The following is a 15,374-nucleotide window of genomic DNA, read 5'->3' as shown; positions in this document are numbered from 1 at the left end:
ACAAAAAAATCTTCCACAGCGGAATAAAGCAGAGGGGATATTGTGCCGCCGATCGCACGTTTCTGATAGAGAGGACATGCTTCACTGCCATGGCCATCGAGATGGGATGGCTCGCCAACCTCGGCCCGGGGCGCTGACGCCCCCACTCTTTGTTTTATTTGGTGATGCATGCGGTGTGCAAATGCACACCGCATGCATCACCAAATAAAAATTTTTGAGCTCCGAAGGCACGTAGTGTCAGGGGCCGAAGGCATGCAAAGCATACTTTTCAACACGCTCTGGGCGCGATAAAAAGGTCCACTTTATTGATCAAGAGAAGATTGATGTCTCGCATGAGCGCTGCGGCACTTATGCGAGATGAATGAAGCTGGTACCCATTGGGGCACCTCCAGTCTTTCGATATATCTTTAACTCATATATTACCGGAAAATACACCTTTTTACAATCCCCAAATAAAAATGCATAGGTTCGAAGCTTGTCTCCGATTGAGAGATAATCGGAGGCAAGCTTCGAACCTATGTTAATACTTCGCCAGCGATGTGGGCGTAGCCGCGCAGGAATTCATCGACTCCGAGGGCTTTTTTGCCTTCGAGTTGGAGTTGCTTGACCAGCAAGAGGCCAGATCCCGTAGCGACAACGATCACTTTATGGCCAGCCTCTTCGCGAATACCGACGGTGCCCGGTGCGACAGCTTCTGTCAGTTCTACGCTAAGTGGGCGGGCATTAATGATCTTTAGCAGCTTGCCACGCCAGTGCGTATAGGCGCCGGGCCAGGGCTGGTAAGCACGCACTTTACGGGCCAGCACAGCCGCCGGTCGCGACCAATCGATCAGACCATCTTCTTTGGTGAGCATATGCGTATGGGTCGCACGCTCTTCTTCCTGTGGCTCAGGAGTAATCTTGCGCTCAATCCATCGGGGCACGGTTTCAAGCAAGGCCTGGGCACCCAATTCGGCCAGCTTAGCGGTCAGGCTACCAGTGGTCTCGTCTGCGCTGATGGGGGTAGCATACCTGGACAGTACCGGACCTGTATCAACGCCTGCATCGAGTAGCATAATAGATACCCCGCTCTCGTGATCTCCCTGGATAATCGCTTCAGCAATTGGATCAGGGCCGCGATATTTGGGTAGCAGCGAAGCATGGATATTTAAAGTGCCATAGCGTGGCTGATCCAATACCTTCTGCGGCAAAATCTGTCCAAAGGCCGCCACAATATAAAGATCGGCCTTGTACTCTGCCAGCGCATCACTATTGGCCTGCTTCTTAAAAGAGCCCGGCTGCCAGACAGGAATCTCATGTGCCAGAGCCACTTGTTTCACCGGCGAATAGACAACTCCCCGGCCCCGGCCAGCTGGCTTATCTGGACGTGTAATCACAGTCACGATTTCATAGCCCTCGGGCAAGACCTCGCCTGGAGCTGCCCCTTTAATCAATGCCTCCAATGCCGGAACCGCGAATTGCGGCGTCCCCATATAAATAATCCGTAACATACATTGTCCCCCTCTACATCGATAAACGTCTTCGCACAAGATACATGCAATCTTTTTTTACGAGTATACCTTTTTTGACACGAAAGAGCACCCCTCAAAATTCACATTCTCACGATAGCGGTCAATATACTGACGCTTATCTATCGGCCTGCCACGCTTAACCGGCCGCCTTAGAGGCTGTATATAATCTCCACTGTTTTATTCATGCTGTTGTGATGAAAGAGCATAAGATGGCTATAATTTTACATAATCTACATGTACAACGCTTCTTTTTGGTATATACTCTCTAGTATGCATTGCATTCTTCAAACACAATGAACATAATGATGCGTAGATTTCGCCCGATCCATCAGTTTAGACAAGGAGATCGCTATGTCCTGGTCATCACCCCAAGAAGCCATCATTCAACATCTCCCTCGCTCTCAAGCATTACATGAAGCCATCTTTGGGCCTGCCAGCACGAGCATCCGACCTGAAACCATCCAATTCCTCAAGGCCCACTCTGTTGCCCATTATCAGATGCATGTCATTCAATATGAAAACCAGGCGCACGAGCAATGGTTGGAGACGTTACTTGTGCAGGAAGATGCCCGTCATCAATGGGAGGTCATGGGTAGTACCGTCATAGTTGACGAGTGGAATCCACTCCGCGAGAGCGCTCCTTCCGCCACGCATCAACCACGGCTACAATTGGCGTGGGAACAGCTCCCTGCCGGTCCATTCTGGGCGCGAGGAAAAGTGATTCAGAATGGATCAGAGATTACGCGTGTGCGTCTCCAGGATGCCAGTGGACATCACTTCGAAGATACTGTCACCAATAGTATTGTTCTCTTTGCCCATGATACCGAGATTCGGTTTCCGCTACTGGTTCAGTTCTATAACCACCTCGACCAGCTGGTCGGTCAGGAAACACTACGCTAGCGATCCCTTTCCCTATTATGATGGAGAAGGGGATCGCTCCCTTCTCGGGCGGGCGCATGCGCGCTTGAGCTATTTTTATCAGGTGGTGCAAAAAATGTGATTAGCGCATTTTTTGCACCACCTGATAATTTTTGAGCACCGATGATGCTCAAAAGGAACTCCTGTTGTTTTGCAATACAAAAAAAGATAATGGAGGCGTCGCGCCCCCAGGCTGATAAACAAGGACTTTCAGGCTATTTTATCATCTATGAGCACAATTCGGTTATGCTATAGTTGTGTTTATACGTTTATTGAGAAGGAGTTGTTTCATGCAACGGGGGGATCAACAAGGCAAATATATCTCCGACCAATCTTTGGCCCCATTGCCTTCAACAAATTACAATACGGTGTTTTCACAGACACCGATACCAGTCGAACCAGCCTATAAGGAGCCAGGAGTGGTTGCCTTTGACCTGAATGCGACTACTCCGCCACTGACCGATCCCCAGACGACGATGCAGCGTGCTGACGAGATCAATATCATCCAACAGATGTTGGGTGATGTGCAAACGAGTGCGGTTATGTTAATCGGCACACCTGGTACTGGCAAATCTACGCTGGCGGCCCTGCTCTTCCGCCGCTTGCAGATGGCTAAGAATAGCGGCATGGTAGCGCCAAAATATATGGTCTGGCTGACAATTGGTACTTATACGACGCTGCCAAATATTATTGCGGCAATTCTGGCAGCGGTAGGAATGCCCGATAATGGACTCTTTTTGCTGAAACCTGAACAACAGGTTTCGTCGTTACTGCGCGCTCTGCGTCGCCCATCGGAAACTGCCTTAATCGTTTTGAATCAATTCGAACTGTTCCTCCACCCTGAGACCAGTCAGGGCGTGGCTGGACGTGGCGTGCTTTCGATCTTCTTAGATATGCTACAAACAGATCTGGGCTCCAGCCGCATTTTGCTGACCGGCTATCATTCGCCTTATGATGAAAATACAATCAGCAATCCACGCGTGCGCTCTTACCTGGTCACACGCATCAGTCTACCCGAAGGGGTTGCGCTACTGCAGCACCGCGGCGTCTATGGTACGTCTGAAGAGTTCTCATTTGTCTGGCAGCGCTGCACCGGACATACGTATGCATTGGTGCTGTGTAGCGCTTTGATTCAGCTCGGCGGGATTTCACTCAATCTACTTTTAAATTCGCCTGATTACCGCCCCCTGTGGTCGGGTGATGTCATCGCGAACCTGATTATTGCCATCCATTATTTTCTGAATCCAACCCAGAACGCAATCGTTCATGCGCTCAGCCTCTTTCATGAGCCTGTCTCACAGGAAGGCATTTTTATGACCATCACCGGAGATACCATTGAATCTCAGCAACGACAGGGGCAGGAAAATGTGATCAGCGCATTTGAGCATGAGCTCAAGCTCCTAACGCAGGTTGGCGTGATCCAGGTCGTGGAGTATAACGATCATACACCTGGCTATACCTTACATCCGCTCCTACGCCAGTATACGCTGGAACATTTCATGGAAGATATGAGTCAGCATGGACAGACTGGAAATGTCCCACCCTGGCCCGACAAGAATGCGAAAGGTCCCAGCGCGGAAAAGGCAGAGCGACTGCAAAGCGCGTTAATCGCCGGGCACGTCCAGGTGGCGGCCTATTATGAGTACATGATCCACATACTATGTCCTCCACGTGAACAGCGCAACAGTCTGCAGGACATTGCTCCGATTATCACAACGCTACGCCATCTCTGCCTGGGGCACCGCTGGCAACATGCCTGCGATCTGTTGTTCCAGGAAGGGCTGCATGAGAACATGGTGCAGTGGGGCGCATGGAATACATTGATTGGTCTGTATACAGCGATGCTACCACCCTTTGGCACGCTCAAGCCACAGGATGAAGGGACGGTTGCCAGCCATGTGGGCATGCTTTATGGGCGCATCGGTGAGCATCAGCAGAGTAAAGTTTACTTTGATCAAGCGCTGGCTTTACAGCGACGCATTGGCGATCAACATGGGGAAGCTGTAACGCTAACCAACCAGGGAGAACTGTTGCGCATACGTGGTGAGCATCAGCAGGCGCGTCAGAACTTTGAGGCCACCCTCAAGCTAATGACAGCGCAACCAGATTTTCAACTAAAGAGTGTTGTCCTGCATAATCTGGGTCTGCTCTCCCAGCAAGAAAGGGATTATACTCAGGCCTATAATGACTACGTTGCGGCCCTCAAGCTGGCCACCAAACTGCGTCACCAGCATTATACTGGTATGATTCTAACCAATCTCGGCATGCTACTCTATGAACAGCGTCAGCAAAAGGAGGCGCTGGCAGTGATATTTGCGGCGCTACAGATTCGTCAGTCGCTACAAGATCCCACGGCCTCCCTGCTGGAACGGTTTCTGGTCGCGATTGAGCAAAAAATGGGATCGGAAAAGTATACCCGGCTCTGTACGGAAGCATTGGATATACAACCACAGGTACTCTCTCGCTTTGTCGCACCAGATATGCGACAATAAAACCAGACAATACTGATTATCCATTGGACACGAAAGAGGATTTCATCGCATGGCCACTACTACAGGCTCACAACAAACGCAAGCCGTCCCGGAGACTATCGAGACACTTGGTCCTTCCTCATTTCAGGGCTGGCTGCTTCTCCTGTTAGTCTTCCTTGCTGGAGCGGCATCGCTTTCGGTGGAGATGGCCGCCTCGCGGTTGCTTTCACCTTACTTCGGCGATTCGTTATTTGTATGGGCCAGTATCATTGGTCTCATCTTGCTGTATCTGACGGTCGGTTATTATGTAGGAGGCCTGCTGTCAGACCGCTATCCACGTCCTGTCTATCTCTACTACATTACAGCGGCGGCCTCGCTCCTGATTCTGTTGATCCCACTCATTTCAGGACCCATTTTAAGCTGGACTCAATTGACCTTTGCCTCGTATGACGTGGGAGTGCTCTATGGCTCATTGCTTGCTGTGATCCTGCTTTTCGCGCTGCCGACTATACTGCTAGGCTGCGTCTCACCGTACTCTATTCGTATTCGCATTCAACAGGTGGGAAGAGCGGGCCGCGTTTCTGGCTTGCTCTATGCCATTTCGACGGCGGGCAGCATCCTCGGGACGTTTCTGCCGGTGCTGGTGCTGCTGCCCTACCTGGGAGTCAGGCTCACCTTCGTGAGCACTGGCCTTGTACTTTTGCTCATCTCGGTTGTGGGCATTCTCATCACCAACAAACATACAGCGCAACCACCGAAACAAGCGTAAATACGCCCTGCACCCAGACTGAACTGATAAGTTAGGAAGATAATATCTCCATACACAGATCGATCTGCCTATCATTCAGTCCGGGATACAACATGCAACAGAGCATTTAAAGCATTCTGCCATTCCCTTGTGATATACTAACCATGTTTCAATTTCCATGTGCGGCCTCCACTCCTGTCTAAGAAAGGATGTCCCAATAGATGAGTAACCAACAGGGGTTGCCACCCAACTATTTCTACCACACATTGCCCAATGGCATTGAACTTATAGGTCAATATATGCCCAGTCTGAGCTCTATTAGCTTTGGCTTCCAATTGGATGCAGCCGTTGTCCACGAGCCTGAAAACAAGCAGGGGCTTGCTCATCTCTTTGAGTATATGCTCTTCCAGGGCACGAAAACCAAAGATGCCCGCGCGCTCAATGAAGCCTTTGAATCATTAGGCGCACGCAAGGGAGCCAGCACCAGTCTGGAGACAGCCATGGTGTGGGGGCAGATCGTTAATACGAAATTTGATGCTACGCTGAATCTTTTCCATGATATTCTGCTCAATCCGACATTTCCTAATAATGAATTAGAGCAGATGCGCAATCTGGTTTTACAAGAGATTCGCCGCCGCGACGATGAGCCAATGAGCCGCATCTTTGAACTGGTGCGCGCAAATTTCTATAAGGGGACCGCGCTCAGCCGCCTGGTGCTGGGCACGGACGAACAGGTGCGCCAGCTTAAACGGCAGAATCTACGCGACTTCTGGCAGGCTCGCTACCAGCCTAATAATGTGCTCTTCTCAATTGCTGGTAAATTTGATTGGGAGCACGTAGTGGAGCGTATGCAGGAGCTCTTTGGCAACTGGCAAGGTGGGGCGGCGCCTTCACCTGAACAGGAGCCACGTCCCGTGCAGAGTGTCTCACTGGAGTTCCGCGAGGGCAAACAGGAACATATTGGCATGATGGTGCCTTTCCCCAACTATACCGATAAGGACTACTATGCGGCAATGGTGGCAGCCGAGGTGTTGGGCGGTTCGATGGCTTCCCGCCTCTTCGTGGAGGTCCGAGAGAAGCGCGGACTGGTCTATAGTGTCTCAGCTGGCCTGGCGGGCAATAAGCATATTGGAGCCCTACGCATCTACGCTGGTACGACGCCCGAACAGGGGCGCGAGTGCTTAGAAGTGATTGTCAATGAGTTGCGCAGACTGGAGAAGGGGGGCATTACCACCGACGAACTGGAGCGCGCCAAAGTACAGCTGAAAAGCGAAAACGTGATGCGCGGCGAGGGTTCAGGAGCCCGCATGAGCGCGATTCTCCGCTCCTGGTGGTATGAGCGTCAGCTCAAAACAATCCAGGAAATCAAAGATGCCATCGATGCGGTAACCCAGGAACAGGTCTTGAGCATGCTCCATCGCTACTCGCCGGTCCATCCATTAACGATCGCGGCCATTGGACCACTGTCACAGGAAGAGCTGGTTGGCAACACCCTGGCCTGAGTTGAAACTCTTCCCGGTTCCGGCCCGTAAACATACTATAAGCATGAAGATTGTATAAGAGCACCCGCCCCATCAGGGAGGTGCTCTTACTTTTATGGCTTACTTGCAATTCTTCCCCTTACAAAGAATGTGTCACAGCTCACTCTCCGCGAGTCTTTGCGGCAATTTGTTCCATTACCAGAAAACAAAGGAGAATTTTACTATGACTTCTTGCAGAGTGGCCCCGCAACGGCGCTCGCGACTGCCCTGCGCTTTACTCTGAGCACGCCTGGAGTGCATACCGCGATCGTCGGCACGACTAATCCTGCACGCTACGCGCAAAATGCCGCCTTGATTGCAGCAGGCAATCTCTCAGATGAAGAGTACCAGGAAATCCGCGCCATCTGGGAACAGCGGGCTGATCAACACTGGCTTGGACTCGAATAATCTATCGTCCTACCTGACTGTTCGCGCCTTCAGCGCTCAAGCAATATATATGCGTTGTGGCATAAGGTGTTCCATGGAACACCTTATGCCACAACGCATATATAAATGTAGAATTTTTCAAACAATACCTCTCTTAACCTACTATCATGCAAGATACTCAACTCTTGAATTTAATGATATACTTCTCCATACAGTTAAATAGATGCGAGGCCTCTATCCCAGCAGTATTGAGCTTGAAATATCAGGCAAACAAGCTAAAATATGCCTCAGTAATCTCTCTTTTTCCGGCGTTGATGCTATACAATGTAGGTAGGTCGTTATAGTAATGCAAGCCTCTATCGAAAGGCTACAATCATAGTCGGCCAAATACTGCCAGGCAGCGGCTGGCACACCCATTTCCAACCAACAACTGGCTTGCGTATAATAAAGATACGAAAAAAGTAGATGCAACAACCACCAATAGTCGTCTCGCCTTTTAGATAAAGAAAAAAGCATACGGTAATCAGCAATATGTCGAGGTAGACAATAATACTAGAACAGCAATGGCGCGAAGGAGCAAAAGAGCATGGCAGATAAACGTGGAGACCATACCAGTTTCGAGCAGGTAATGGCCACGATCAAAAACGAACGCATCCGTTTTGTGAATCTGGAATTTACCGATGTGGTGGGTGTCGCCAAGTGCGTAACCATTCCAGTGGAACAGTTTGCTGATTGTGTGCGACACGGCAAGTGGTTTGACGGCTCTGCACTTGAGAACATAGCCCGCGTGGCTGAAAGCGACATGTACCTGTATCCGGACCTGACGACCTTTACAGCTCTACCAGGTACGGTACGTCCCGCTCCAAACATTGATGCGCGCCTGCAGGACTCCCAGAGCGATGGAGACGTGGTGGCACGCGTCATCTGCGATATACGTGAGCCCGATGGAGAACGATTCGAAGGAGATCCGCGCGCAGCGCTCCTGAGTGCTATTGAGGATGCGCGCGCTATGGGCTTCAAGTACCAGGTAGCCCCTGAATTAGAATTTTTCCTGCTTCAGCTTAAAGATAAGAAACCAATACCCCTGCAAGATGATCCAGGCAGCTACTTCGATCTTTCGACTAAATTTACGGTTACTATTCGCAGCGAGATGGTGCATGCCCTGCAAAGCATGGGCATAAAAATCGAGAGTAGCCATCATGAGGTGGCTCCCGGTCAGCATGAGATTGATTTTGAAAACGGGGATGCCCTGCGCATAGCTGATAGCTTGATGACCGCTAAATATGTCATCAAGGCCATCGCTTCGCAGCATAATCTGTATGCAACATTCTTGCCCAAACCTTTTTACCGCACCAATGGTTCTGGACTGCATGTTCACCAGCAATTAATAAGCATCGATACAGGCAAAAATGTGTTTGTCGATGAACATGCGGAATATGGACTTTCCGAGCTTGGCCGTTGCTTTATTGCTGGCCAGTTGTCGCATGCGCGCTCAATGTGCGCCATCCTGGCGCCCCTGGTCAATTCTTATAAACGCCTGGTCCGAGGCTACGAGGCTCCCGTGCTTGTAAACTGGGGACGCGTCAACCGCCAGGCCTTGATTCGCGTCCCGCGTCTAGGGACAGATCCGCAGTCTTCCATGCGCATCGAGCTGCGCTGCAGCGATCCTAGCTGCAATCCTCACCTGGCGCTGGCCGTCATGCTGCGTGCAGGATTGGATGGTATTCAACGTAAAATGACCCTGCCTCCGGCAATGGATGAAAATATTTTCCTGCAAGACGAGGGCGAACGTTTACGTTCCCGGGCACGCCTGTTGCCCGCCACCCTGGGCGAAGCCCTGGATGGAATGCGTGAAGATGCTTTGATCCGCGATGTGCTGGGCGACACCATTTATGAGGGATTTATCGATGCAAAAAGCATCGAATGGATCGAATACCGTCAGCAGGTACATACCTGGGAAATTGAGCACTATCTACCAGTCTTTTAGTAACCATAAATGCGCATCCTTATAGCTCATCATTATGATGGGATGCTATAAGGATGCGCCAATCGTGGTTCAGCGGGCAAAGCGCTGATAAACCTCTTCGTGGTCATCGAGCATGCGCTGCAGGGAAAATTTGGCTTCGGCATGGGCGCGACAGCGTTCGCGTGAAAGCAACGGTAGCCGCTGTACAGCCTGCGCAGCCTGGAAACAATCTTCGGGTGGAACCAAAAAGCCGGTCTGCCCATCCTGAATGATTTCGGGCATGGCGCCACGTTGAAAGGCGATCACAGGCGTACCAGTCGCCATGGCCTCCACCAGAGTCAACCCAAAGGGCTCATCCCAGGCAATAGGGAACAGCAGACCTTGTACCTCACTCATCAACTTCCATAGCGTGGTGTGATCCAGTTGTCCCACATAAGTAAACTGCTCCGGCTTTTGCGCGATACGCGGCAAGACACGCTCTTCATGATAACGGCGATCGTAGATGCCGCCCGCCACGATCAAGCGTCTTCCAGCTTGCTCGGCAATCTCGATCGCCTGCTCCACACCTTTCTCAGGCGTAATGCGTCCGGCAAATAAAAGTGGTGCATCGGGTGCTACCCGGGGAGAAAAAGGAATCGCTTCAATATCCAGTCCATTGTAGATAACATGATCGAAAGTGCAATAGGCTGCGTAATCACGGGCGCACGCCTGCGAAACGGTCAGCAGGCTCACGGGATGTTGCTGCCGTTCCAGCACGCTCAGCACATTATTAATCTCGGGCAAGATAGCAGGCAGATGCACGGTATGCAAGACTGGAATGGTAGTGATCAGAGTGCTGCAGGCAAAGCTGGGCCAGTCGAAGGCATGGGCATGAATGATATCAAACTCCTGTGCCCGCTGGCGCAATTGCAGGTAAAGTTCAAAAAAAACGTTGGCCTGGGCCATAAAGCCGGGATCAAGCGATTGCTCTTTGCCTGGTTCGGCAAAGCTTGATGGCGTGACATGCTCAGGCACCACCACCGGCTCAATGTGGACACCCGGCACAGATGAGCCTTCGCGCGCAAACAATGTCACCTGGTGTCCACGCTGCGCCATACCCATAGCCAGGTCAGCAACCATGGCCTGCGAGCCACCAATAAACGGCTGAGCAATCGGCGTCACCAATGGCGCCACCAGCGCTATTCTCATGGCAACCCCCCTTCCACCACATCTGCTCGTTCGCCGCGATAACTGGCACTATTATTCTCTGTCTCATGCAGCGTAACTTCATAGAGCAGGCCCGGCGGAAAACCCTGCTCCAGGCGTTCCCAGAACTTAATGACCAGCAGCTCGGCAGTTGGAATCACGCCTTCCAGCCAGGGCACATCATAGTTAAGATGCTTGTGATCAACCCAATCCACCACTTGCTCGTTCATAATTCTCTTCATATCGGTTAGATTCATGACCATCCCTGTTTTTGGATCTGGCAGCCCATATACCGTCACTTCCAGCATATAGTTATGTCCATGGCCATTGGGATTGGCACATTTATCGTAAATTTGGAGGTTCTCTTCTTCAGTCAGGTGATTGCTCCATAAGCGATGCGCTGCGCTGAAAGTGACACGCCGGGTCAGATAGACCATGTCAGTATCCTCTTTCTCTCTTTCTATTTTCCAATCTTTATTTTATACTCTCTACTATTGACGTTTAGCAAGCACAGCCAGGATACTCAACAATTCATATCGAGAGCATGCTTTCCTCAGCAAACTGACCGGCGCCAGCCGTCCCTTCCTATAAGCTGGCGCGCCTCAGCAGTAATTGCGGATTAAGGGATCTTATGCGTTGGTGAACAGCTCGATGTTGCTGCCACTAAACATACGACCGGTATCAGCGGCCAGGTAGGCAAGAATCTCCGCCAGCTCGTCCGCGGTCATGCCCGCTTTGAGGTGCGGAGCGGCCTGGTGCAGCATCTCGGTATCCACGGCACCTGGACTGACCGCGCAGACACGGATGTTATGCGGCTTACCCTCGACAGCCAGGATCTCGGTCAGCCCCGCAACGCCGGACTTGGAGACATTGTAGGCGCTCATGCCGGGAAACTTTTCAACACCCTTGACGCCCGAGAGGGACGAGATGTTGATGATCACACCCTGCCGCTTCGCCATCATCAGACGAAAAGCCTCACGGCAACAGAGGAAGGTGCCGCGTAGATTGATATTGATCACCTGATCCCAGGTAGCTGTATCCATTTCAGCAAATGGCTTCACCGCCACAATAGCGGCGCAGTTGATCAATATATCCAGGCGTCCATATGTCGATTGGATATGCTGGAAGACGGCCAGCACATCCTCTTCGCGCGAGACATCACCACTAAAGGCCAGCGCGTGACCACCGTTATGCGTAATCTCAGCTACGGCTTCTTCTAGCTGCGACCGGGTGCGGCTGAACAGGATAACCTGGGCACCAGCCTGGGCCAGTAAACGGGCGGTCGCACGCCCAACTCCACGTCCAGCACCAGTAATCAAAGCGACTTTATTTTTCATATTCATCATACTAAATTATAGCAGCCCGAGACGTCAGAGAGTGCAACATAAACATATGCATATATATAAAAATTGACCATATGTCAGCAACTTGTTGAATAAGGTAAAGCTCTGATATAATGCAGAGCACGGGCGTGTCTACTGAGAACATTTAATGCAGAAATGACGAAGTTTTAAATGTGATCCGAGAGACGCTTTAAGCATATTTGCATTGCGATCTACGCTATCAAGCGCACCAGATGCCATATGGGGGAGAGAATGAACACAGACACCGTCTTGTCTGGTAATCTGAATGACTTTGGCTTAGTAGAGATCCTACAGATTGTAGAGCTTGGCGGCATGACGGGCGCAATTCATCTCAAACAGAGCACGGGACGCATGGGCATCCTTTACTTCAACGAAGGAAAGCTGGCCAATGCAGCAGAGTTAGACCCTGGGGCGCTGGCATTGGGTGATGTTTTACAGCAGTTGGGGATGACAACCTACCATCATATCGAAGAGGCCTACGCCCAACAACTTCAGGACCCCCTGGGCAAGCGTATTGGGGAGCGCCTGGTGATGATGAAAGTCATTACAGAGCAGCAGTTACGTGAGGCCTTGCGTATCAAAACATTATGGACAGCCCGCGAACTCGCGCTGTGGGTAGACGGCTACTACGAATTTATCGCCAGCCCTAATGTACAAAAGTTGCTCCCCTATGGTGAGGCGTCGCTGGATATTGAGGTGGTGCGGGCAACCATGGAAATGGTGCGCTACAGCGATGAGTGGCAGGAACTGATTAAAGTGCTCCCCCATGGTATGCGTACCTTGCTCCAGCTAGCTCCAGCCATCTCTTATGCCATGCGCTTTGATATTCGCAGCCTGGAACTCTTCACACACGTCAACCTTTATCGGCGCGTACGGCGCATTGCCAGTGCTTTACGTCGACCCGAATTAGACGTGGCCCGCGAACTGGGACAGCTCGCGCAACAGCGCTTCCTCTTACCCGTCCACCAGGAAATGCAGCACCTCAATGGACGCAAAGTCCGCCTGCCCGATCCAGCTGAAAAGTTGCGCCTGGAGAACTTCGAACTACTCAATCTGATCAGTCGTATGGAACAGGAATGGGAAACAAAAAATACGCCGACCGAGCAACTGTCGACGCTGGTAATTTTTATCAACTGGACCATGGATGCACTGGCCGAGACCTGCCGTGCCAATGGGGTTGATCTGGAACCCAGGACCCTGCATACACTAATGATCAATGAGAATCTCTGGCATATGGGGAGCTATGAGTTTCGGGTCGATCATAATCATATCGACGTTGAGAACTTCACAGCCCTGTGCCATGAAATCCTCAACGGCGACATTAAGAAAGCGGCCAGCTTCTATGACGAAGCCTCAATGGTACTCCAACGCTTGCTCAGTTGCATTTTTGAGATGATCAATGGGCGAGTCGCGAACCCACGTGAGCGCATTGAAAACCAGGAGGTCTGGGAGGCGATGTTTGATCAATTTGCCCTCCAGCGTGGCGATGCCTGACATTCATCAAAACATGTCGGTGGTTGGCACATTGGTAGAGGCACTTTCTAATTCCACGTCATCAAACCAGATCTGGCCACGTCCAGAGAGATAAAGGCCGAAGACGATCTGCGTGCTGTCCTCGGGCACATCCAGTACAATCTCGTAACGTGCCCAATCGCTGCTGCCAGTGATGGGCCGATCGGACATCCCATCAAAGGACAGGGCACCGCCGGGACCCTCAATGCGCATCCAGAGACCCGCCGCGCCCTGTACTTGCTTTGCCATTACATATGCAGATAGGCGAATGCGCTGATGATGATAGGCGGTCGCCCCGATCAGCTGATGGAGGGTGCTAAAAACCAGTGTGTCCGCTTCTAGTGACTTCAAGTAGGCACAGGTATCGCCACTATGAGCCTGCGTGGTTTCCACTCCACATTCATGTCCCGGGGGTGTATTATACAACCAGTAGGCCAGCCCTGAAGCAAAATTGCCATTTCTTGGTCGAGTCGAGATCAGCGTGTGGATCCTGGGCGGCTCATCCGTTTGTAAATGACTGCTATGGATAAGTCGGGATGGGGTCGAGTCATTAATGTAGAAAACAAGATCAAACTCGTAGGCCAGTTCTATCAGCGACCAGTACAAAGAATCCTGCTCAGGAGAGTACATGGCACCGATCGCACGATATTGATGAGGCTGCAGCAGCCAGGCGCTCCGTGTTTCGCTATCAGAAAAACCCTGCAGGTCGATCATCATGCGTGGCAAACCAACGGCGTGAAAGGCATATTCATAGCTATCTTGCGGCGGCAGGCCTACCTCCAGGGGCTGCGGCCCTCGAGGATGTTGATGACGCAGTGCATTGCAACTCCCTTGATAAAAGAGCATCCCAATCGTCAAAAAGGCCTCTTGATAATGTTCACTCAAATAGGTCCCCATAAATCTACGTTGCTCATTGCCCAGTGGTGCGGCCGCATGTCCATTGTGGGTCCAGATAAACATCTTGGCGTCAGGACCCGCCTGATTGACATGCCAGATGGCGTTCTCCGCCATAAAGCAATCACGCAATTCGTAGTTGAAGGAAGCAAACATCTCTTCGGCCTGAATGACAATACGGGCGCCATGCAGTGCATATTCAAACTCGCTGCTAGAGGAAAGTCGTTCGTAAATGGGACGCCGCTGACTGAGCAAGTCGTAAACACGCTGCAGTTGTAGCTGACAGGTATGTTTTACCTGCGCTGTCTCTTCACCATAGCGACCCGGCTGGTCCGCATAACCCCAGAAGGTACTGTACAGTTCAGTCAACTCCTCAACAGCGTCTGGATCTACTTGCTGCACAAAGTTCAGCACATTTTGCATAGCCAGATCGAATGACTGCATATCAATGCCACAGAACTGCACGGCCGGGGCACTACCACGCCGCTCATTGTACGAACGCATCCACAGAATAATATCTAGCATCTCCTGCGTCTTCCAGGTCCAAAAGCGCAACCCATCCAACAGGCGATGTGGATCACCGTGTCCATAGCAGATAAACTCATTGATGCGCTGAGCCTCTACCCAGCCCTCCTCAATAGCAAACAGGGTAAATCCTTTTTCTTGAACCAGAAGCTCCAGAAGTCGATGTTTTAATGTAAAAAACTCATGCGTACCACGAGTTGCTTCACCACATGCCACAATACGAGCACTACCTACAAAATCCATAAATGGTTGCAGATCACGATTATCTCCACCGGGCAATGTATTGCCAAAGGGGGTAGAGCTACATTAACTGGTGAAATGCGAGGGGCTTGAAAAAATCGGAAGCCATTGGCATGATGTGTTTATGCAAAAA

12 protein-coding genes are annotated in these 15,374 nt (G+C 51.1%); 7 read left to right on the top strand and 5 right to left on the bottom strand.

Annotated features, from left to right (window positions below; all coding sequences use genetic code 11):
- Window positions 1-515: 515 nt before the first annotated feature.
- On the bottom strand, window positions 516-1,490 hold the full coding sequence (fmt, locus tag JMI88_RS24000; protein WP_201364499.1) for a methionyl-tRNA formyltransferase: 975 nt from the start codon (window positions 1,488-1,490) through the stop codon (window positions 516-518).
- 372 nt (window positions 1,491-1,862) lie between these two features.
- On the opposite strand from fmt, the gene JMI88_RS23995 reads away from it, so the two are divergent.
- From JMI88_RS23995 to JMI88_RS23970, 6 genes are all read left to right on the top strand, one after another.
- Window positions 1,863-2,411: a hypothetical protein gene (locus JMI88_RS23995; protein WP_201364498.1), complete on the top strand. Its 549-nt coding sequence runs from the start codon at window positions 1,863-1,865 to the stop codon at window positions 2,409-2,411.
- Between the two features lie 308 nt (window positions 2,412-2,719).
- Window positions 2,720-4,921, top strand: coding sequence for a tetratricopeptide repeat protein (locus JMI88_RS23990; protein WP_201364497.1), 2,202 nt, complete (start codon window positions 2,720-2,722; stop codon window positions 4,919-4,921).
- Window positions 4,922-4,970: 49 nt separating this feature from the next.
- Window positions 4,971-5,669 (top strand): fused MFS/spermidine synthase, encoded by a 699-nt coding sequence (locus JMI88_RS23985; protein WP_201364496.1) that lies wholly within the window; start codon window positions 4,971-4,973, stop codon window positions 5,667-5,669.
- A 200-nt stretch (window positions 5,670-5,869) separates the two neighbouring features.
- Window positions 5,870-7,150: a M16 family metallopeptidase gene (locus JMI88_RS23980; protein ID WP_201364495.1), complete on the top strand. Its 1,281-nt coding sequence runs from the start codon at window positions 5,870-5,872 to the stop codon at window positions 7,148-7,150.
- 129 nt (window positions 7,151-7,279) lie between these two features.
- Complete coding sequence (locus JMI88_RS23975; protein WP_201364494.1) at window positions 7,280-7,576, top strand: aldo/keto reductase; 297 nt, start codon at window positions 7,280-7,282, stop codon at window positions 7,574-7,576.
- 565 nt (window positions 7,577-8,141) lie between these two features.
- Window positions 8,142-9,542: a glutamine synthetase family protein gene (locus JMI88_RS23970; RefSeq protein ID WP_201364493.1), complete on the top strand. Its 1,401-nt coding sequence runs from the start codon at window positions 8,142-8,144 to the stop codon at window positions 9,540-9,542.
- A gap of 69 nt (window positions 9,543-9,611) precedes the next feature.
- Here the strand turns inward: JMI88_RS23970 and JMI88_RS23965 are convergent, their stop codons facing one another.
- From JMI88_RS23965 to JMI88_RS23955, 3 genes are all read right to left on the bottom strand, one after another.
- The gene (locus JMI88_RS23965) at window positions 9,612-10,709 is read right to left on the bottom strand and encodes a glycosyltransferase family 4 protein (protein WP_201364492.1); all 1,098 of its coding nucleotides are present in this window, start codon (window positions 10,707-10,709) and stop codon (window positions 9,612-9,614) included.
- The gene (locus JMI88_RS23960; RefSeq protein ID WP_201364491.1) at window positions 10,706-11,143 is read right to left on the bottom strand and encodes a 6-carboxytetrahydropterin synthase; all 438 of its coding nucleotides are present in this window, start codon (window positions 11,141-11,143) and stop codon (window positions 10,706-10,708) included. Before JMI88_RS23960 ends, JMI88_RS23965 begins: the two co-directional genes overlap by 4 nt.
- Before the next feature lie 192 nt (window positions 11,144-11,335).
- The gene (locus tag JMI88_RS23955) at window positions 11,336-12,052 is read right to left on the bottom strand and encodes an SDR family NAD(P)-dependent oxidoreductase (protein ID WP_201364490.1); all 717 of its coding nucleotides are present in this window, start codon (window positions 12,050-12,052) and stop codon (window positions 11,336-11,338) included.
- Between the two features lie 249 nt (window positions 12,053-12,301).
- Between JMI88_RS23955 and JMI88_RS23950 the strand changes: the two genes are divergently transcribed.
- Window positions 12,302-13,564: a DUF4388 domain-containing protein gene (locus JMI88_RS23950; protein ID WP_201364489.1), complete on the top strand. Its 1,263-nt coding sequence runs from the start codon at window positions 12,302-12,304 to the stop codon at window positions 13,562-13,564.
- A 6-nt stretch (window positions 13,565-13,570) separates the two neighbouring features.
- Here the strand turns inward: JMI88_RS23950 and JMI88_RS23945 are convergent, their stop codons facing one another.
- On the bottom strand, window positions 13,571-15,244 hold the full coding sequence (locus JMI88_RS23945) for an erythromycin esterase family protein (protein WP_201364488.1): 1,674 nt from the start codon (window positions 15,242-15,244) through the stop codon (window positions 13,571-13,573).
- Between the last annotated feature and the right edge of the window lie 130 nt (window positions 15,245-15,374).

The sequence above is a fragment of the Dictyobacter formicarum genome (assembly GCF_016587435.1).
Note: the sequence above shows the minus strand (reverse complement) of the source record. Positions and strands in the feature narration are given on the sequence as shown.